The sequence below is a fragment of the Flavobacterium frigidum genome (assembly GCF_048286795.2).
Genome location: NZ_JBLVPT020000024.1, coordinates 1 through 22665 on the forward strand (window position 1 = coordinate 1; position 22665 = coordinate 22665).

Annotated in this window: 13 protein-coding genes; 2 read left to right on the forward strand and 11 right to left on the reverse strand. The window is 31.7% G+C overall.

Annotation, left to right across the window (positions count from 1 at the left end; all coding sequences use genetic code 11):
- Positions 1-149 precede the first annotated feature (149 nt).
- Together ACNQGB_RS15420 and ACNQGB_RS15425 are read left to right on the forward strand one after the other, a co-directional pair.
- On the forward strand, positions 150-350 hold the full coding sequence (locus tag ACNQGB_RS15420) for a hypothetical protein (protein ID WP_417945987.1): 201 nt from the start codon (positions 150-152) through the stop codon (positions 348-350).
- Positions 340-516, forward strand: coding sequence for a hypothetical protein (locus ACNQGB_RS15425; protein ID WP_417945989.1), 177 nt, complete (start codon positions 340-342; stop codon positions 514-516). Before ACNQGB_RS15420 ends, ACNQGB_RS15425 begins: the two co-directional genes overlap by 11 nt.
- 158 nt (positions 517-674) lie before the next feature.
- Here ACNQGB_RS15425 and ACNQGB_RS15430 read toward each other — a convergent pair whose 3' ends face one another.
- The 11 genes from ACNQGB_RS15430 to ACNQGB_RS15480 form a co-directional block, all read right to left on the reverse strand.
- Positions 675-1007 (reverse strand): YegP family protein, encoded by a 333-nt coding sequence (locus ACNQGB_RS15430; protein WP_417945990.1) that lies wholly within the window; start codon positions 1005-1007, stop codon positions 675-677.
- A gap of 283 nt (positions 1008-1290) precedes the next feature.
- Positions 1291-2247, reverse strand: coding sequence for a Fic family protein (locus ACNQGB_RS15435; RefSeq protein WP_417945992.1), 957 nt, complete (start codon positions 2245-2247; stop codon positions 1291-1293).
- An 82-nt stretch (positions 2248-2329) separates the two neighbouring features.
- Positions 2330-2755, reverse strand: coding sequence for a DUF6943 family protein (locus ACNQGB_RS15440; protein WP_417945994.1), 426 nt, complete (start codon positions 2753-2755; stop codon positions 2330-2332).
- A 955-nt stretch (positions 2756-3710) separates the two neighbouring features.
- Complete coding sequence (locus tag ACNQGB_RS15445) at positions 3711-4418, reverse strand: macro domain-containing protein (protein ID WP_417945996.1); 708 nt, start codon at positions 4416-4418, stop codon at positions 3711-3713.
- Positions 4419-4423: 5 nt separating this feature from the next.
- A complete protein-coding gene (locus tag ACNQGB_RS15450; RefSeq protein ID WP_417945997.1) occupies positions 4424-8875 on the reverse strand; it encodes a DarT ssDNA thymidine ADP-ribosyltransferase family protein in 4452 nt (1483 codons plus the stop codon).
- Positions 8868-12287, reverse strand: a complete 3420-nt coding sequence (locus tag ACNQGB_RS15455) for a DEAD/DEAH box helicase (RefSeq protein WP_417945998.1) — start codon at positions 12285-12287, stop codon at positions 8868-8870. The genes ACNQGB_RS15450 and ACNQGB_RS15455 overlap by 8 nt, the downstream gene beginning before the upstream one ends.
- Before the next feature lie 127 nt (positions 12288-12414).
- Positions 12415-13794 carry an RNA-binding domain-containing protein gene (locus ACNQGB_RS15460; protein WP_417945999.1) on the reverse strand — a complete coding sequence of 460 codons (1380 nt, stop codon included), beginning with the start codon at positions 13792-13794 and terminating at the stop codon, positions 12415-12417.
- Between the two features lie 65 nt (positions 13795-13859).
- Complete coding sequence (locus ACNQGB_RS15465; RefSeq protein WP_417946001.1) at positions 13860-15434, reverse strand: hypothetical protein; 1575 nt, start codon at positions 15432-15434, stop codon at positions 13860-13862.
- A gap of 15 nt (positions 15435-15449) precedes the next feature.
- Positions 15450-18482 carry a type I restriction endonuclease subunit R gene (locus ACNQGB_RS15470; RefSeq protein WP_417946003.1) on the reverse strand — a complete coding sequence of 1011 codons (3033 nt, stop codon included), beginning with the start codon at positions 18480-18482 and terminating at the stop codon, positions 15450-15452.
- A gap of 4 nt (positions 18483-18486) precedes the next feature.
- Positions 18487-20718, reverse strand: coding sequence for a GmrSD restriction endonuclease domain-containing protein (locus tag ACNQGB_RS15475; RefSeq protein ID WP_417946005.1), 2232 nt, complete (start codon positions 20716-20718; stop codon positions 18487-18489).
- A complete protein-coding gene (locus ACNQGB_RS15480) occupies positions 20718-22520 on the reverse strand; it encodes a DUF262 domain-containing protein (RefSeq protein WP_417946007.1) in 1803 nt (600 codons plus the stop codon). Before ACNQGB_RS15480 ends, ACNQGB_RS15475 begins: the two co-directional genes overlap by 1 nt.
- Positions 22521-22665 lie beyond the last annotated feature (145 nt).

Genomic DNA, 22665 nt, shown 5'->3' on the forward strand with positions numbered 1-22665 from the left:
ATTGTTTATATTTTTTCATGCAAGACAAATTTAGGCTTTTGACCTTAAACACTTGGGGGCTAACTCCAAGTGTTTTTAATATATCTGTTGCACTTATAAATTGAACCTACAAAAGAATAAAAGCACCAACTCCAAAGTTTTTCAAGATTTTGAGAAGTATTGGTTTGGCTTTGTTGGCCATCAGTGGAAGTGTTATAGCTGCTCCAATTGTTTTGCCGGCTACTGTCGTGACTGTTGCAGGTTATTTGGCCGTTGCAGGTGGGGTTATTTCGGCAGTAAGCCAAATGACGGTGGATGATAAAGTCACAAATAAGCAAGAGAACCAAAATAAGCCTCGTGATGGAGACTAATATTTCCCTCCGAATCGGCACCGCCTCAGGAACTTTGTTAAGTGTTGTACCTAACATCCTTTCTGAAGATATTCTAAAAACGACTATCTTAGCGGTACTGGGCGCAATTGTAAGTTTTGCGGTTTCGCTCCTTTTAAAAGGATTTACAAAATCAAAAAAGAAATAATTCGGGTTTGGCTTGGTAACCTTTTTTCGAATTAATATGAAAGCCTGGTCGTGAGATCAGGCTTTTTTTAGTTTGTCTATGTCCAGAACAAAATCGATCTATTCTTCATCTCTTAAACAAGATACGTATTTTGAAAACGGAAACAGCATTAAATTCTACTAGCTTGTTTGGTCTTCAATAGTAGCATCAGGTGCATTACTTTTTACAGAAGCAATTCCATTATCACGAGAAGCCTCACTTTCATACATTTCACTAGTACCTATAATTTGCCCGTTGGTAGCTTTAAGATTAAAATAAGGTTTGCCGTTTGAAGATATCTTGCGGTCAAACTTAGAGTCATCCTGAGAATTACGTTTTACAGATTCAATACCATTATCACAGCTGGGCTTTGTTGTATAACCTTCACTACTGAGTATTGTTTGTCCGTTGTTGGCTTTTAAATTGAATTGAAATTCGCCATTTGTTCTTTTGTTAATTACAAATTTTCCCATTTTAATATTAATTTTTTTTAAGTTAAAGATTACTAATTTAATTATTTATTTTATATGTTTCACAAACGTATATCAACTTTATATCAAATAATTAAAAATTTATAGGCAACTTAGATAGTAAATAAGAATTAAAGTTCATTCTAAGTATTTTTTTTATGTAAAATATTTTAGTCTAAACAATCCTTCTTTTCAATGACCTCACCACGTTAACTTATTTTTTTGTTTGAGTTTTTATACTGGTTGTTACCTAACGATACATTTTAGGATAAAAACATCCAAACCATTAACCTTTGACTCTATATTTTGTTTTGTTTTGGCTACCAATACTCTCAAACAAATTTAATTCAACTCCTTTTTTCAGGTCTCTGCTCGCTGTAGCGGATGAAAGGTCTTTAAATACATTCATATACTCTTTTCTTGAAAATTCTTTGATTCCCAAGTTTACAAAATGTTCTAATCGATCAATGTCTTTTAAAATTCGATTGTTGTAATTGAGTAACGTTTCTAAAGATTTGTTAATTACATCCAACATGTATTCGATAAAGAAAGTAGATTTTCCAGTTTTGTCACTTAGTGCCAATGATTTGTAGTAATCCTCCTGAGTATGACTTATTAAAGTTTCAAACGGTAGAAACTCAAAAACTGGGTATTCAGACATTAAAATCAACGTTTGCCACAATCGTCCCATTCTACCGTTTCCGTCTAAAAAAGGATGTATGAATTCCATTTCATAGTGAAACACACAACTTTTTAGTAATGTTAACTCCTCGTTATCTTTAAGATATTCAAATAAGTCCTTCATTAAAAAAGGAACATTTTTGTGAGGTGGAGCGATATGTTCTACTATTGTTCCTTTAACAATTCCGACACCTTGCTTTCTGTATTTTCCCGAAGCATCAATTAAGCCATTCATTAAATCATGATGCGCTTTTAAGAAACTTTTGTTTGAAGTGTATTTGTATTGGTTTAGTTTGTCATAGACTTTAATGGCATTCAAAACTTCAAGTACATCTTTTTCGGGGCCAATTACTCTTTTGTTATCGATCAAAGCTGTAATCTGCTCTTCTGTCAATGTATTTCCCTCAATTTGTAATGAAGAGTGAATGGTTTTAATTCTGTTTTGTTTTCGAAGTTGTGGTGATTGTTTACTTAGGTAATTCGCATTTACCTCTCCGATTTTTTCGGAAATGGCGGTAATCAATTTTAAAATTTTCGGTGTAATGTCGTAAGGAGGTTTCATTGATACTATCATTTGATAGTATCAAAAGTAGTTTTTTAAACTTTATTTTCCAATTTTATGTTTGTTACTTGCTTTTTTTGTTTCAAGTCTTTAAACAATAATGACTCAAAATCACTCTTCTCATTTCGTTTATAAGTACAATATTCTGAAGTAATTGTTCCTCTTTTTGCTCCAACAACCTCAACGCTTGGATCTGTTTTTTGTGTAACTCAAAATCCACCAGCATTTCATTGACTTTAACCGAAAAGCGCTTCTTGAAATCATGTATACGCAAAAATGGAATTACAGAACCACAAAGGGATTGGTGCCAGAATTTGGCTTTCCAAAGACTGTAGGCCAACCAATAAACTGTTTCTGCATCTTCTTGATTTGAAAATTGAATTACAAAGCTATTCGTGAATCGTTCTTTTTGAGGTTTGCCGCTATTCAAACCTTTGTTGAGAATAAAGATTTGGTTTCCTTTATAAAACGTTCCTTTTCGGTGGGTTTTGATAATAAAATTTAGCATGGCTTCGGAATTTAAAAGTTAGTTTTCCTTCTGTTTTTCCGTTTTTATGAATGCAGGATTTGTCGAAACCGCCTTTCCTAAAATTTTTCAAAAAGAAAAAAGAAAAAAAGAAAGTCATCTCTCAGTGGAGGTTTTTAAAAAATTGAGTTTTTTAGAAAAAATACTACCCGAACCGAATAATGTTGTGGAATGCACATTTTAGATTGAGGGTGGAGATTTTTTCTAAAACCCGTAGGGCTTGAACTTGTATTTTTTATAAAACCGGAACTTACCTTTACTTTCTTTTTTTATTTTTTTTCGAAGACTGATGTTGTTGTTTAGCTCTATGCGGGGGAGTTCTTATGAAAACGGCAATCAAACACCCCCAAGCACCGCAGAAAATAATAAGCGTAACGGTAGTGGAGATTATTATTTTTCGAGGAGCGCAGTGGCGGGGTTGCGGCAATCGAACAGCCACCGCAGGACGGGAACGGAACGTAGTTTACGGAGTGGAGTGAAGTACTGCGAGCGTGAAACGGCGGGGAAAATATAAAAAGCAGCCGATAGGCGTTCCTTGATTTAGGGCAAAGTGACGTTTTTCACGGAACGGAGCCAACCCCGATGGCTGTGCGAAGGAGCAACCGCTGAAAAAATAAGGGGCGACAGACGCAATACTGCTGGAATGCAGTGCAGCGTAGCCTGCGGAGTGAAACGGAATGAAGCTGTATAGTGGATGTACTAGCCCCGACGAACGTAGGAAGCGACCGTGTGGAGACGAGGAACGAAACAGCGCAAAAAAAGAGCTGCTCTTTTTCTGAGCTGCTCTTTTTTTGTGCTGTGAAGTGCCTGTGGAACGGAGGAAGGAGGCTTTTTCTGCCGACGACCGACTGGAACAGCCGAGCGGAACAAAGGAAGCGACCGGAGGGAGACCGCTTGATTGCGCGTCATGCTTAATAAAAATATTCTTCTAACATTGCTAATCCGTTAGAGGAAATGTCATTTGCGCATTATTTTGATGGTTGAGATTCAAAACATAATTAAATGCCTTTTCTAAAGTTTTCTCGCCAATACCTTCATAGTTAGCTAGTGAAATCATTGAATTGACTTCTCCAGACTCAATAATATCATTTATTTTCCTTGCATATTGTGGTTGAATACCTGTTTCAATTTTTAAATTATTAGAATCAATAGATAGCCATTTTATTTTAAAATGCTCAAATAAATCATCTTTTGCATTGGGGTCATAATCGTAAATTTCAATTTCAATTGAACACTTATTTAGATATTCGTTCATTAAGACTTTTACTTTTTCGATTTCTAGTCCTCCATTGTGGGTACCAAGTAAGGGGAATGCTATTGATGTTATTTTTTTTTCTTTATAGGTATCTACGAATTTTCTTAATCCATCTTCTATCCATTCCATTTTGCTAGGATATTTCCAATGAAATTTGGTTGGAAAGTTTAATATCCATGGAGCATTTTGTTGTTTTGAATACAACCATAAAGTACCGGTTTTAATTAGTTTGTTTTTGCAATGTTCTTTATATTCTAAATACATTTTTGGATAACGTAATTTATGGACTTGTGCAATTCCTTTCCCCATTACACCAACACAATTGACTGTATTTACTATTGTTTGACACTTTGAATTAAAAATGTTACCGTGTATATATTTTATAGCCATATTTTCTAATTATTTTGATAAATAAACCATTCTCTTTTTGATTCATCTGTAAAAGTAACTTTGAAATCTTCGTGGTAATTATTTAAAACCAAATGAGATTTAAAAATCAATTTGTCGTTGTTGATCCGTTCGATATCACCAGTAATAATACTGTTCGGATTGATTTTGATTGAGGGATAGAGATTTAAGTATCCTTCTCCTTTAAATTCAGATTCTATCCTAGTTTCTGTTTCATTGTTTGTGATTCTAATTCGAGGATTTTCATTGTTGTAATAACTACTGTCAACAACAATTTTTGAGAATAGTTCTCTGTTTTCATTCCCAATTAATGAAATCAACATTTTTTTATCTGTTTCTGTTGGGCAAACTATTTCAAAATTATTCAATTCGTCAAAACCTAGTTCTTCTTGAATTAGAAATTCTTGTTGAGCGAAATCACGGTACTTATTATAGTCTTCTTTTGTAGAGTATTGTCCTGGAGTATAAAATAAGTCTTCAAAACCAAATTTGTCGATCATTGATTCAATTGAACCGAAAGATGTTGAAGTCGTTTGCATATTACCATTACTAATGCAACATTTGTTTTTGGTTTTCAAAAGTATTTCTTGGATTGAAAAACGAAAGAAAATGGGTAAGGGACATTTTGGAAAACCCAACCCACGAGCTTTTTCGTACCAAGAAACCCAAGTGTCGGAGTTGCTATTTCTATAGCCGTCATTAGTGTTTTTTCCTAAAAACTCATTATAAAACTGTGTTGGTGTATGAGGTCTAAAATAAAATCTAGAATATTCATGAGCATCACTTCTACGATGTACGACATTACCCGCTGCATCCCCTAAAATATTTGCTTTGTTTCGACTTTGAATTTTTCTATTCTTAATTATTTGTATAGCATTATCAATGTTTGTAAAATGATAAACAGAACCTTTCCACGGAGAATATTGTTCTGCAATTTTAGTAATAAATCTTAATTTGGGGGATGCTTCAATAATTTCTTGAACATATTCTCCTAATAACTCATTAATTCGATTGTTGTTTTTCAATTGATTCCAATTCCAAAATGGTTTATATTCTTGAATTAATTCTTTGGTGAATTCAATACTCGTATTTTGAGAAAGTAAATCCCAGTCAAAGTATTCTTTAAAATTAACTAATGTTTCTTTGTTTAAGTCAATCTTTCCAGATTCACAAAGGTAAGTCCAATCCCATTTGTCAATAAAACGTAAAATTAGATCAATGTCTTTAAAATCAATAGATTTTTGTTTTGAAACATGATTCCAATCCCATTTGTCCTCAAATTTCGCTAATAATTCACGTGTTGGATTTAAGTCTGAGTGTTTTGATAAATGTTTCAAATCCAATTCAAATTTTTGAGTTAGAGTTAAGATTTCTAATGTTGGTATAAATGATTTATGCTTTGAAACGACTTTCCAGTTCCATGTTTTAGATAAAGTTTTAGATAAAAATTCTAAATCGAAAATTAATTTAGAACGATTAGATAATGAATTCCAATCCCAATCTTTATCCATTAGTTCGAAAATGGTCTCGTTTGATATCTCAACTTTCGAATTTTTGGATAAAGTAATCCAATCCCAGTTTTTTTCTTTTAGATCGACTAATAAACTACTTGATATTTCAGCTTTAGGATTTTGAGATAGTACAATCCAGTCCCAATTTTCATTTGCCTTAGCTTGAATTGTGTTAGACGATATTATTAAATTTTGTCGTTTTGAAAACGAAGCATAATCAATAGGAAATTGATTTAAAAGTTTTACTAAATAATCATCTGTATCATTTTTTCCTTTTTTCAAAAAATCACCATATTCACTCAAATAGTCCCAATCCCAATCTTGTTTTACAAAATCCCGCAAAATATTCCGATTCCAATTTAAATGAGGATTTGTAGAGAGTACTTTCCAATTCCATTTGTCTAAAAATTGATTCAAATATTTTTTAAGATTTACTAAATATCCTTTTTTATCATCTCCCCAATTGGCTTGATTGAATTGTGTTTTAATTGAATCATTATCAGAAAGTATAGTCCAATTTAATTTATATTTAAATTTATTAAGGCTGACTAAATCTGTCGGTATATGTTTATGTCCTGAAATATAATCCCAATCCCATTCAAAAGTAATATTTGTAGAAGTGGCATCAATATAGTTATAGAGTATGTCAATTGGAAATACAGAAGTTAAAATCTTCCAAATTTCTTTTTTCTTTTCATCATCAAGAACAGATATACAACTCGCAATATTAGCGAGTATACCATCTTCTAGTTTTAAATCAACACTAACAGTGAAAATATTTTTTATAATAAAGTCCCAATCCCAAAAAGGTGTTCCAATTTCTAAATTATTTACAATATCAGTTTTAGATAATTTAGTAGTGGCAACATTCCAATCCCATTTTTCAATTAATTGTTTGTCTTCAAATGATTTGATTATTATATCCGAAGAACTATTTTCTGTTACATATTTCCAATCCCAAGGATAATTATAATTCGAAAGAATAAAACCAAACTCTTCTCTACTAGTTAGCTGTTGCCAAAACGGTTGACCTTTGTCATGAGGTATGTATTTTTCAAAATCAGATAGATATTTATTCCAAAATGAAATTTCATGAAAATTAAAAATTTCACCCCAATTGAGGTAACTTGAAATAGTAGTTTTTTGTGTAATTATTTTGGTAATAAACAATACATCCGAAACTAGAGTCTTGTTTTTTGATATTTCTTCCCAGTCCCAATTAAAAGTTGGATGTTTCCTAAGAAGATTATAATCCGTTATTGAAGAACTGACGGTTGAATATCCTTGTTCTGAATTAATTTTATGGAAATATTTATTAAAAATATCTTCATTCCATGTTACAAATCTATTTGAATCAAACCCTTTTGAATAAGTTGTTGTTTCCCAGTTCATTAAGTTCAATTCATCAAAAAAAGCAATAGTGTTTATGGACCAGTTGTAGTTTTGATGAGATATAATAAAATTTTCTGGTAATGCTGTTTTTAAAAGGGATTTAAAAGATTGATTTGTTACACATTTATTCGCAATATCTTCATCATTGAAAAAACGTTCCAAAATCGTATTCCAATTAATATGATTTGCGAACTTTTCTATATTCTGAAATAAATATCCAACTTTTATCTCTTGTGAAATATAATTCCAATTCCAAGGATTTAGAAGTTGTCGTTCAATATCGGAGTTAAAAACTTTTTTAAAAACCTCGAATTTTGTGGTTGTAAGTAAATGAAAATCCCAAGGGAAATTATTGATATTCCCTACTACGAACTCATCAGGTAATTCTTGTGTTAAATACTGCCAATCCCAATTTTCTAGTTTAAACTTAGTTAATGATAATAAATTAACTACAAGGCCTTTTTCTTTATATGAAAGTTCCTCAAAATCCCATTTGTAATCATTGATTGTTTTAAATATAAATTTTGTGTCGAAACGTTGAGTTAAAATTCTCCAATCCCAATATTCTATGAAAAGTTGAATGACAGATTCAATTTTTTCAATAGGTGTATTTTCGGAGATGTTTTTCCAGACATTACGATTGCCTTTATTTTTAAATAAATCAAAGATCTGTTCTTCACTCCAATCAATTCGGCTATTTTTAGCTAATTCTTCCCAATTCCATAAATCGATATATTCTAATATATCATTAATTTTAATTGAGGTTTCACTATCCATTATATATTGAAACTTCCCTTTGTGAATCAATTTGTTTTGAAACACTATATTTCGAGATTCATTTATTAATTCACATAAAATAAGTTTATCGACTCCCTCTTTTGATATAGATAGTTTGAAATTATCATTATCTGACAATAGGTGACCAGTCAACTTAAATTCTGAATATCGTATTGGAGAATTAGACTCGTAAACTTCAAGCAATTCGCCTTTAAATTTATCATTTTCAAATAATTGAAATTGAAGTCTCTTTTTGAATAAAGAATCTTCAATTATAATTGAAGATTCACTTGGTCTAATGATATCAATTTGACTTTTTAAGCCAAATATTTCTCTAAATGAGAATGTTGAATTTTCTCCTTTTATGCTTACATTTTCAAATAAATTAACCGATGCATAAATAAATTTATATTTAAGTTTTGTTGTTAAAGCCTCTTTTCCTAAATCTGTAATGAATAGAGTTTTGTCTTCTTTTTTGATTAAACCATATTCAAGTAATTGCTGTAAATATTCATTTAAGACGGCTTCCTCTGCAATATCCTTAAACTTATTTTCTTCGGGTACATCCGATAAATTAAATCCTAATAATTCACCTAATTCTGTTTGACATATACTAATACCTTTCGCTTTTATTATTGAACATAATATTTCATCGATCTCATCGATCTCATAAGCTTTTCTAAATTTAACATTATAAGAAGTGCTCTTTACTATCCAATCAAATGAAAAAGTAGAATGTATTTTTTTTGGACTACTCATTTGTATTAATTATTTTGCTTAATTCTTTAGCTTCGAAAACTTTACCCGTTTCCGATGAAATAATAGTTGTGTAAACATTTTTGTAAATTTCTTTACTACAGAAATGATCTTTATTTCCAACAATAACAAGTAGTCGTCTAGCTCTTGAAAGGGCCACATTTAAACGGTTAGGGGATTCAGCAAATCCTAAACTATTTTGGAGAGGGTATCCAAAATCTCCATAAATTTCAAAATCTGGTTGTTGTTCTTTAGATGTCGCAATTGTGTTACTACGTACCATAGAAACAACAAGGATATTTCGCTCCATTCCTTGAAATCTATCAACTGTACTTAATCTAATCGGTAATTCTTTGTGGTTTTCAGCGATCATGCGTTCTATATGTTTTAGCTGTTTACCATAAAAACTAATAATTCCTATTTGTTTTTCTTCCTCTGTCTGTGGAGATAACCAATCATTAAACTCTTGTATACCATCACTTGATTTAATTACTTTTAAAATGTTGTTTATTGCTTCGACTTCGCCATAATTTACTCTTGAAGTACCTTCTTTTATTTCAGGTGTGTCAACATTAACCCATAACACATGGGTGTTAGGAGATAAAATAGCATCATATTTCATACCGTGATACCTTGACATTTTATCATCAAATGATTGGTGATATTTTTCTTCTAAAGGTAAACCACATTTTAAACCACCATCGTCAACATAGAATTGAGCAATCACATCATTTATTGCGGGATGCATACGGTATTGAGTATCAAACGTACCCTTAATACTAGAATCTATCTTTTCGAATAGGTTTTGAAATTGAGATTTATCAAATTCGTTTCTCGACAAAGTATTTGCTAAATCTTTTTCACCTATCGATATCAAAGTATCTTTAATTTCTTCTCCATCAACCATAGGAGGAAGTTGTCTGTGGTCACCAACAATAATTGCCTTTTTACCAAAAAGTACCGGTAACGCTAATTCAGGAGGTGTAGCTTTGCTAGCTTCATCCATGACAATTGTATCAAAACATATATTAACTTTTTTTGAGTCTTTATGGCTAATATTAGATGCATAAACACTTAAATAGGAACGAAAAAAAGAAGTGAATTTGCCTTCTGAATTTAATTTCCCAATTGAACTGCCAGTTGCTCCTATAAGATTAGCGTGCTTAATATACTTATCTGAAAATAACTCTCGAGTTCTTGTTGATGGTGTTTGTAATATATTTTTCCATCTAATCAAAGCCGAATCTATCGTTTCGTTTTCGTTTTTAATTATTCGATTTGATATATTATTTACCCAATGTGCAACTGTATTGTTACCAATGTCGTCACTGTTTTTTTTCCAATCTTCTATTGAATTAAGAGAGTAAAAACGACCTTCAGATTCTAATTTATCTGCATTACCAAATCTTATTGGTTTTACAACATTGTGCATATCGTTTTTCAACCTGTCAATTGCATTATCAACTGCAAGGTTTGTTTCTGATGTAAGTAAAATTTTTTCTTTCTGATTTCTTCTAACATGTTGCCAAATTATTTCCGCAATTGCTGTTGATTTTCCTGTTCCTGGAGGGCCTTGAATTAACGCAAGCTCTTCTGAATAGAGGGATTTAAAAACAGCTTGTTTTTGAGAAATATTTAATTGTTTGGAAAAAACACAATTTTCAAATTCTTTCCATTCCTGACTATCTGGATTTAAAAGATATTCAATATTTTCTATTTTTTTAGCTTTTGATGAATCAAACAAAAAATGTTTAGCATTGTTATTTGGTAATACATCTTTTGACTCTAGTTTTGATATCGTATTTGACAGTCTTACAATCTTATCCTTTTCTCCCTTGAGGTCAGGGAAGATTGCTTTTATACCGTGTAAAGCTATATTTTCTTTTACCTCATGAAGTTTGTCATCATCTATTGAAAACTCTAAAATAGGATAATCTACTTTTTGGAGCGTTCCCAAATAAAATTTATCATTCTTGTCGCCAAAATAAAATTCTTCCCGTCTTAATTTTGATAATTTTTCGTCCTCTTGTTCAATTTTCAAGTCAAAATTTTCTTCACATATATACTTCTCTTGAAATGTATCACTAATTGACAGCAAAAACTTTCCGGTGTCAATTAATAATCCTAGCCTATTTAAAAGATTGTCTCTTACAAATCCCTTATTTCCGGTTTTGTAAAATTGTCTAAAAATCAATTTTTCTCCGTTTCCAATCAATTTAGTGGTTAGAGTTGGTGATTCATTTTTTAATATAGATTGTAATTCATGTAGTCCAGTGGTAAATTTAATTCTGAACTTATATTTATGCTTCTCTTCTCTATCATAAATATCCAAAAATGACAATGAATTGAGGTGATTTAGCTTTTTATCTAATTCTTCTTGGCTATCAAAGTCAAACGACAATATGCGTTTTGATTTACTAATTTGATATTCATTACCATGTATTTCGTTAAATAATCTACTCCAAAAGACATCTTCATTTCTTGATAAATTTAAAAAACCATCATTCAACATTTTTGTTTCATAACTATATTGAGTAGAGTATGTAATAGAAATATCAGAATTAGGGAAGTATACTTTGAAGGCTCTTTTCAATCTAACCATTTCAGAAAACAAATCAGATTCATGCTCTTCAAAAAAACGATTATCATATTTGAAATTTACTACATTCCCTTTTGCCTCTGGAAAAAATATACCTTTCTTATCTAAATTTTTAATTTCTCTATTAAGTGTAGGATGGTTATGAAACTCAAAATGGAGAATGTGACTTGTTTTTTTGAGTCTAAAATGTTCATAGAAAACATTAAGCATTGATTGATTTAATTCACCCTTTATATGAATTTTTTTTTCTAATTCATAAATTTCAATTTTTTTATAAAAAGATGAAATTATGTAGCAAATCGAAGGTTTGATTTGAAAAACAGCTCCAGTTGTTTTTTCAAAATCAATCCCTTTAATGTTTTCACACGCTAACTTTTCATCTAAAGTTAATAAAAGTAACCCTTCCTTTTTAAAAGAATAATTTGTAGGTAAAACACCAATCACTTCGATCAGTTGCTCTCTGGGATTGTTAATTGCAGCTATTTCCCCTTCAATAACAGGAAATTCATTAAATTCTATATAATTATTTTGAGCATTTTCTTTTAATTGGGAAAGCTCATCAGATGATATTTTTTCAGTTATTGCTATATCTTGTAAAATATGATTTTGAGAAAAGTCAAAGTTTTTAAGCTTGAAAACTCTTTCAATGTCTGCTTTTAATACTTTTTTAAAAACTTCTTGATCTATTGATATAGATATTTTATTACCCTCAATTTTAGGTTGATTGATAGTGTTTATACTAATAGGTTTCGATTTGTTTTCTAGTACTTTTTGCTGAGCTAATATGTATTTACCCCAAATTTCTTTCTGATTCATGTTAGCACTTATTCTTGGTTTAAATAAAATTGATTAAAAAGGGGACTAAACATTCTAGTGATGAAATGGAAAAATACAATAGTTAAATGTTTTTTATCCTAGGTTTTCTACCCACCTTTCTACCCACCTACGGTAGTTTGAACTTGATGATCCATTCACCACCTTTTGCACCACCTTCTCTTTCCAATAACCCTAATTCTTTTAGCGCTTCTATGTTGTTGTCAATAGCAGTAGCACTTAAGCCGATATTTGATTCAAGTTCCTTCTTTGAAATTTTACTGTTATAATGAATAGCCTTTAATATTTCTATTCTGTTTTCGGATAGTTTTTCCACCCACTTATCTACCCACTTATCGAAATCAAATGGTCTTCGGAAGGTTACTGTAAACATTCCATCGATACTAAATTCCGGTGGTGTCAATCCTTCTTCTTTCATCAAGTCTCTCATTCTGCTAATGCCAGAACCTATTTGTTCTACCATTCGCATTCTTTCGAATAATCCAAAAATTAGAGGATTCCGGCTTAAACTTCTTTTACCAAATTCATTTCGAGGAATAGCACTAACTAATCCGCCAGGATTACTAATTTCTGCGCGATCATCAAACAATTCTATTGTAATTCTTCCGCCTTTATCATAGTAATCTCGATGTGCTAATGAGTTTATGATTGCTTCCTTGAAAACAGTTTCCGGAATTTCCCATAACTCTTTTCTTGGTTTGGAACCTTCTCCCTCAATTTCATAACGGATATCAAGTTTTGAGTGCAGCCAATACATGCTTTTTAGAAATTGTTGATATAGTGCACCGGTCATTATTTTATCATCAATAATGTACCTTTTGTTTGTTCCATCAAAAGCGATACAACGTATAACTGCTTTTTCAAAAAAGTGTTCCGGTTCTTTGGCAAAGAATAATACCCCACCATTTTTTAAATACCCTTCTTTTGTAGTCAATCTCAAATTTTGGAATATTTGATCATCAGAAATAGTATTGTTTAATCCAGCCTCCGTTTTAAAGACAGCAATACTGTCTTTGTCAAGGTCAGTGACTATGTTTGCTTCTTTGCATGGCGCTTCGTCAAAATAAATTCTGTCCGCTTGTTGGAAAAAGTCTCTCATTTCTTCAACAGTAGTTAGCTTTTGTGAATTGGGACCTTGTCGTACATAAATTGCACCCGACAAAACATAAGGTTTGTTTTGCCCAGATGGTACTTCAATGACCGTAATTTCTTTACCTTCTATTTCAATGTTATAGGTTTCACATTGTAGCGATGGGGATATTTCGTTTATTGAGTTTTGAATTGCAGAACGTTTTGCGTTGTCAATAGTTACCCCTTGTATTACATTATTATCATCTACACCAATAAGTACCACTCCGCCAGAGGCATTTGCAAAAGCACATACCTCTTCTGTAATATCTTTTACCTTGCTTGGGAGACTTACTTTGAATTCTGCATTATATCCTTCTCCTGAGCTTACGATTGATTGTATATCTGTTGCTGTTAGCATATTTGTCTTTAGATTAATATGATTTATTAGATTGAGAAATGAAATTACTCATAAACCAATCTTTGTCAATCCCATTTCTTGTAATCTCCCTTTCTAACGCATTCAAGCATTGTTTTGTATCGTTCAAGATCGAGTTGTTTATTTTCGTAATCGTTGAGAATTCCTCTTGCTTCAAGTAATTTCTTAATTCGTTCGGGCAATTCAACTCTGTAAGGTGTTGTTCCATTAATTGTTTGAATAATGCTGTTTCGGACTCTTCCAGGGATACCTTCAAGTTTATTTTCTTCTCTGTCAAACTCGTCTCTAAACTCTCTTTCACGGTGTTCAAATTCAATTGGAAGTAGTTGGACTCGTCTTCGTATATCTTCTGTTGATTGTCTAATTCTTCCTGCTCTTGCTGACTCAGCTTCAATTTCTCGCTGTATCCCTCTTGAAGATTCTTGTATTCTAATTGCCTTTTCACCAACTCCTCCACACTCATTGATACTAGCTTCAGTTTCTCTGTGCTGTTGGTTAGTTTCTCTTTGCAGATTTTGAAGTTCTCCTCTTCTTTTAATATATCTTGCTTCCAGTTTCCCGTATTCTTGTTCAATAACTTCCACTTTTGCTCTATATTCCCCTGCCAATTTTTCTCGCTCTCTTTCAATGTGTTCGGCAAGTTCTCTTTCTTCATTTTCAATCTGTTCAAACGAATTTCTAAATCTTTCTGAAACTCGTTCTCTATACTCGCTTCGTAATTGTTCCAATCGTTCTCGATTTCGCTCTGTATTTGTCTTAACTCTTGATAGTTCCTGTTCAAGTTGGAAAATAAGGTTTCGGTATTGTTGCCCTTCCAAACATCTGCTAATTGACCGTATAAGATTGCCAATTTGCGATTTTCGACAGGCAATAGATTCTTCAAAAAACTGTCTTTGGAGTTCATCAATTGATGATATTTCCTCTCTATTTCCTTTGGAAACTTGTATATAGTCAGTGCGTTCTTCGAGATCATTATATATCCATTTTGTATAAGTAGCAGTTTTTAAACTTTTGGCAATATTTTCAGGAGAATCTTTGGGAATTTTTATTTGAATTGTATTGATACCCAGTCTTTTTATTTTTACTTTTTTCTCATCGGTTAGTTTATGAGTAACCACAATCTCAATTAACATTATAGGTTCTTCCTTGGCATTAAAAAAAGTGATGTCCGGTCGAAATAATAAATGTTTTTCTTCTATTTCAGGATTTTTACCCCATTTTACATTGCCTTCTTCATCTTCATAAAATGTAAGCTCGGCTTTTACGGAACTTGCCAGAATGTTTTTCGCAGTTTCTAATAAAATGGCTTTTTTACCATCAGGAGAAAATTTATAGACTGGTGGGATTTTGACTTCTTTATATTCTTGAAGAATTGTTATTGCTAGCTTATGGCGGTATTCCTCATTCCTGAAAGTGCATTTTCGTTCAATTTTCACATCCTTTGCATCATGACGAAAATAGGACTTAAAGAATTCATTTTTAAAATGAACGGCCTGCATTTCCTTATCACAACTTAAACACCAATATCCTTTACGGCCACTTTCGGCATCAAGAATATAAACTACATCTTCTTTGCGGTTTTTGGCGTATTCGTTTTGTTCTATAGATACTGATGCGGTCATTTCTCTATTTTTTTATTAAACACTCAATATCCTTTTCAAAGTATCTTGCATGGCAATTCTGAAGGAATCATCTTGAGTTACTTTTTTGTATAAATCGAGTTCCATTTTACGTTGTTGTGCCATCACATCATCAAATATTTTCTTGAAGGCAATTTCTCTGTTTTGAGCATCTGAATTAGCTGAATATTTTTCTAAGTAATCCGGATGGGCTTGTATGCTTTTAGCGAGACTTACAAACTTCACTCTTTGTTCTTCTGGTGTTGCATCCCAACCTTGGAACCATCTTTCATTGAAACTGTTGATAATTAAATCCAAAGGATCTTCCTCTTTATCAGGACCGTGAGCACCTCTTGGATTTGGGTTTTGTGGGTCTAATTCGGTTTCTGAATCGTCTAAAACAATACTGGTGTTAAGTTTTACTCTTTCTAGTCCGTAAGTCAACAAATCAACAGAATTCAAAAGTTCGTCTATTGCATCTTGACTTGGGTCAATAATAATTAATTTTGGTATCAAGAACTTCAAAAACCAAAATAGCTTTTCCCAATTCAGTACTTCGTACGGCAATATAGATGCCATCTGACCGTAAATTTTTACAAACTGCTTGGCTTTTATTTTGAAATCGGCTTTGTCGCTGTCTTCCAGTTCTAACTGAAAGTTGAAACGGTCTGCCGCGGTATCAATTATTGGACTCAGCAATTGCGCATCTACTTTCTTAAAATATTTATCGACAAAATCCTCTACTTCTGACCATTCGTAAACGCCTACATCATCTAAAATCGCTTTAATTTCGTGTAACACATTTACATCTGTGGCTTTGTTTAATGATGTTGCAGTATAAAACGGATCAAAGGAATCTTTCATATCTTCCGTCGAGTTGAAGAAATCAAGCACGAATAAATCTTCTGTTTTCCTGCCTAATTTGTCGGCAGCTCTATTTAATCGTGATAATGCTTGCACAGCTAAAACGCCTTGTAGTTTTTTATCGACATACATAGCTGTAAGTTTTGGCTGGTCAAAACCAGTCAAGTATTTGTTGGCTACCACCAAAATTTTATAGTCATCACTATCAAATTTATCGCGGGTTTCTTTTTCAGCAAATCCATTAATACTATCTTCAGAATATTCTATTCCATCTACTTTTTTCTTGCCGGAGAAGGCAATAATAGCTTTAAAAGGTTCTCCCTTTTCTTTTAAGATTTTTTGAATGGCAAAGAAATATTTTATTGCTGATTCGATGCTTTGCGTCGCTACCATTGCTTTAGCTTTACCCTTTAGCTTTTTGGTATTTACTAATTTAGTGATGAAATGATCAAGAACTATATCTGCTTTAATCGCGATGGTTTGTTTGTCTTGTTCTACAAAAGCTCTAAGCTTTTTTTGTGCTTTGTTGGTGTCAAATAACGGATTGTCTTCAATAGATTTTTCAATCTCGTAGTAACTTTTATAAGTTGTATAATTAGCCAATACATCGAGAATAAACCCTTCTTCAATGGCTTGTTTCATAGAGTATAGATGGAATGGTTTGAAGGTTCCATCTTCCTGCTGTACTCCAAATTTTTCTAGTGTATTTGATTTTGGCGTAGCTGTAAATGCCAAATAGGAAGCGTTTTTGCTCATCTTGCGCGAGCGCATGATTTCAATAATTTTATCCTGAGGATCTTCGTCCTCTTCTTCATTGTTGTTGGTTCCCATCGCACGGTTCATATTATCAGCTGCTGAACCGCTTTGACTACTGTGCGCCTCATCTATGATTACCGCAAAACGTTTGTCGCTTAAATCAGCTATTCCGTCCACAATGAATGGGAATTTTTGAATGGTGGTAATGATAATTCGCTTACCACTCTCCAGACTTTCTTTCAATTCTTTTGAGGAATAAGCTGGTGCTACTATGTTTTTTACTTCCGAGAATTCTTTGATGTTTTCGCGTAGTTGTTTGTCTAACAATCGTCTGTCTGTAACTACAATAACGGAATCAAAAAGCGGATTGGTAATCCCTCTGCTTCCAGGAGTGGTTTCGCTTTCGGGATAGGTTTCAATCAATTGGTACGCTGCCCAAGTGATAGAGTTTGATTTTCCTGAACCCGCTGAATGTTGAATTAAGTAGGTTTGGCCCACGCCGTTTTTACTGGCGTGATCTATTAATTTACGAACCACATTCATTTGATGGTATCGCGGAAAAAACAACGTTTTTTTACTCAATGGATCTTTCTCTTTGCCGTCAAAACGCACAAAATGTTGGATGATGTTTGCCACACTTTCACGTGTCAACACCTCATCCCATAAATAAGCGGTTTTATGTCCAAAAGGATTGGGAGGATTGCCCTTTCCGTAATTGTGACCTAAATTAAAGGGTAAGAAAAAAGTATTGGCTCCGTCTAATTTGGTAGTCATATAGACTTCATCTGTATCAACGGCAAAATGCACCACACATCGACCAAAGTTTAATAAGGATTGTGTTATGTCTCTTTTGTGTTTGTATTGATTTTGTCCGTGTACTTTGGCGTTTTGACCGGTCCAATGGTTTTTGAGTTCCATAGTAGCGATAGGCAACCCGTTTATAAAAACCACCATATCAATTTCTTCTACTGCATTAGTCAAAGAATATCTTAGCTGGCGCGAAACACTAAACTCATTACGTTCAAAATTGGCTTTTGCCGCTGCACTGCTGCTGGCTAAAGGTAATACGTACAACAATGTAAAATGTGCGTCATCTACTTCCAAACCTTTACGAAGCAAACGCAAGATGCCATATTTTTTGATCAAGCGATCTAAACGTTCTAGAATTTTTAATTTCCAGTCATTTTGCTTTTGCAATTTAGCTAATTCTTCCGGTTGTGTTTCTTCCAGGAAATGCCAAAGGCGAACCTCATCAATAGCATATTTAGGATTGAAATCAGAAGCATAGCCTATGTAATAGCCATTGCCCCCACGGTATAATTCCTTTCGTTCTTGTAGATTACCTTCATTTTGTAGCTCTTCCAGGCAGCTGCCTGTTAGTTTTTTTTCTATGGAGGCTTCTAATGCTTGTTCGTTGGTTTGGCTTGGCATAGTTTTATTCTTTTGACCATTTTAATAAATTTTCAAGTAAGACTTTCTTATTTGAAATGTTTTTATGACCCCATAATATTTTTGATTCGTTTTCTCTAAATTGGACATCAAATAATTGATATATAAAACTATCCTTGAATAATGATTTATGATTAGGATAATTTTGAAATGTACCAAAATTCCATCCATTATGCCATTCCCATTTTGAAGCATTTTTCATCAAAGAATTAAATTGCAAAATATAATAAATATAGATTTGTTTCTTGAATGATTTTTCATTTTCTATATCTTCTATTACATCATAGTTTTTAATAAAAGATTTTTGCATTATAATTAAAAAATCTTTTAAACCTATGTTATCAATCATTTGTTTTGTTAAAACTAGTTGTAGAAAACCTTCACTTTTATGCCATTGTTTATCATAGGTTATTCTATCCCAAGTTTCGTTGTATACGTCAGTATTAATTAAATTACCCCATATGAAGTGTTCTTTTTCTATGAATTCCTCAAATACAATTAGTTGTTTTTCAAAAATATCAATATTAAATAATGTTTGATCGTTTGAATTCACATTATTTAATTCAATAAGCTGAAGTATTTCTCCATTATTTTGTTTAATATCTTCAGCTCTCCAAAAAAGGTCTTCTAATCTGAAGCGATTATTAGAAACTTTTATTAGTTGAAGTTTTTTTCTTTCTTCATTATTTAAAATAGTAGAAGAAATTCCTTTAAAATCTAAAACATCTGTAATATCATTATCTGCATTCAATTTTTTTATCAATTTCAACGCATTAATGGTTTGAATACTAGCTGATTTGAAAACATTAGGGTCTTTTCTTAAATTATGAAAAAACCGTATTAATCGGAATAATTTAAGGGGGTCAATTGTTCCCTCTTTTTCAATTCTTTCTTTACAATAATATAATATTGGAAGAAAACTGAAACTATCTATTTGTAGAATACTGTTGTTATTATCTGCAGGGCACAACCATTTTTTTTCTAATAAATTAAAATTTTGATAGCTTAAATAATTTGATTTAATATTTTCAAGTTCTTTCGGAAATGTTTCGTACAAATATTTTAATGCCTTGAAAAAGCTTTCAATTTCTGTAAGATTTAGGTAATCAACATTTAGTTTATTTCCTTTTCCCCATTTTATTACACTTATAATATCCTTTTTGTCAAGTGCTTCTTCGTTTTCATCTTCAACATTTATTTCCTGAAGTTCTGTCATTTTTATAATTTGCACCCATCTTAGAAACTCATTAAATCCTTCATCAGCACTTATCTCGATATTGCTTTTGTCTCTGTTTTTCCAAAAGAAATCTTGCCAGATTTCCCATTTTTCACTCCATTCTAAAGGATTTGACTTAACTGCTTCAGTATCAAACAATCTTGCTCTTACAGTCTCATTGTCTGCTAATTGTTGCCCACGAGAGTTCATCGTGATATACAGCTCTTCACCTTGTGATGTTTCTTCAGTTTTGAAATGCCAAAATTTTATCTGTGTTTTGACAAAATCATAATAAAGGTCATGTTCATTTTTGAAATAGTGATTTAATTTTTGAAAAACTCCAGAGTTTTCAATTGATTCCTTACCAACGATAGATTGTACTGTTACATCATTGTTATAATTAGATAAAAACCAGTTCTTACTTCTAATATTTAAGAGGTCATCTATAGATTTTGAGTTACTAATTAAATCAATAAAAAAATTGTGCGTTAGTGTTCTTACCCTGTAATCAAAAGCAATATGTTCTATTTTCTCATCAAAGCGGAATAATTCAATAAAATCTTCTTGTTTATTTTCTTTAATCGATAAATAATATAGAATTAAGAATAATGTAGTAAATCGTTGTTGTCCATCTATTAAATATAGATCTTCATTTCGATCGTTAAAAACATAATAATCTGGACGATAGGAATATAAAAAACCAATATTTAGCGGAGTTGGTTTTGTTGTTAATCCTTCTAATATGGTGTTCAAACTTTTTATAGTTGTTGCATCTGTCGCATTTGCTAATAAGCCCTTTATAGTATCAATTTCAATATTTGGTTTATTATCGTCTTTTTTACTGTTTTTAAATCCTTCGTTTATATCTGAAAGAAATGTATCTAAAATACCGTAACCATTAAACCCCCAAACGTATTCTCGCTGAATTTCAGGTACAATTAAGTTATAATTATTAATTAGCTCTTTTACAGAAACTTCTAACATTGATTTTTGTGTACTCATTAATTCTTGATATTAAAAAAAGTTTTTATTTGGCTAGATATAAAGGTTGCATTGGCTTGAATGTCATTATTTGTCCAATGTTCATAGTCTTTATTTTCGTTATCTATATTATTGAAATTGCGAACAAAAACACTAAAAGTATGTGGTTGAATAAAATTCCCTTCGTTGAAATGTGCAATTATACGAGCTCTTTTATCGGCGTATTTAGAATTGCTAATACTTCTGTTTAATCTAAAATATAGCAAAACTAGATTTCCAATTGAGTTAATTTTGAATGCACTAGTTTGCTGGTTTATAAAACTTTTGACAGTTTCAAGGTATTTTTCATCATCCTTATTTTTATCAAAATTTGATAAGTCAAATCTTTTTTCTTCCGTTACAACTGTTTTGTTTAGAAAATCAATATATTCCTTTTGTTTTTCAACTTCTTTGGGGTTTTGAGGAAATATATGCTCTATATCGTTACTTAATTTTGTAAAAGCAAAATGTGGTAAAAAGTTTTGATTATTTTTTGTAGAATAAATAATATCCATTAGTATTAATGCCTGAACTAATTTTTCTGGTTTTTCCTTATACCAATCAATGGCATTGTCATCAAACGCTATTAATTCTCCTTCGTCTGAAAGTACTAGTAGCATTAAGTCTTTTAGTTCTTTTATAAACTCTATACGGCTTTTGCATTTTTCCCATAATTCCCAAATTGTTGCAAATTTGAAATCCTTTTTGGGTTTGTGATTGAACAGAAAAGCTAGGAAATGATATATTTCTCTATCTTGATACCAATCTTGTAGTGTATTGTGTAATTTGATTAACTCTTTGTACAATCCTAAAGCATCGTTATTGTGTTTTTCGATTAACTCCAAAGTTAATTTTTTCTCAGATTTTTTTTCTGCAAACAATAAGTACAAATGATTTATGGGATATTTTTCTTCATTGAAGAGCTTGTTACCCACACTAGCTTCTTCTGACTTAATTGTAACCAGTTTTGAAAAATATTTTTTCACATCTTCACGGCTCCACCAATTGTTGATTTGGTCTAACTCCCAACCAATTTTGACTCTACGCTCGTTTACCCGAACAATGTTTTTTATGTCGCCTTCTCTTTTTCCTTCCTCATATGCAACACGTGTAATCAATATTGCTCTAACTAAGTCTGCGCCATCTAGAGGAACTCTTTTTGAATTTAGATTTCCAAATACTTTTTCTTCACTAATTGCACCATTAATTTTGTTTACAATTACTTTAACCGATTTTAATAATTTTTTAATAAAAGCATCACGATCAAAAAGTGGTTGGAGAAGTTTTTTTTCATCAAACCAAATTAAAATAGCTTCGTAAACCTTGTATATGTGATAGATGTCTTGGTGGTCATAGTTTGGATTTTTTTCGCTGAAAGCTTCCCAGCTATTTTGAGGAAAAGCAGCGCTACTATTTGTAATAATATCGTTTAGGAATTTATTTGTTTGCTTGCGAATCGAATTTTCCGGAAAACGTACTTTGTTAAAAACTAATTCTTTGTTGTCTAAAATAGCCAGTAAAATTGTAAGTGTAGTTAGGCGTTGCTGGCCATCAATAACATTAAAATAGTCGTCTTTAGCCACTATAGTGATATTTTGCAGACAATAAAATTTATTGTTTGCAACCTCAAAATTATCTATATCTTCCAGCAGTTTTATGGCATTTTTAGGTTCCCATTTGTAACCACGCTGGTAGTGTGGTATGTTAAAGAATTTTTTGTCTTGTTCTTTCAAATAACTTTCGTTAGAAAAAAGATCTTCAATAGCATATAATAGTTGGCTCATAATTTTTTTATTTCTTTAACATATTAATCTTAACAAATTAGCTTTTAAATTTATCCTTTACGAAATTTTTTCTCTTTTTCTTTTTGAATCGAATCCATAATAAAAACAAAAATTTGACTTACTATTTCATCAGTTTTAAAAGTAG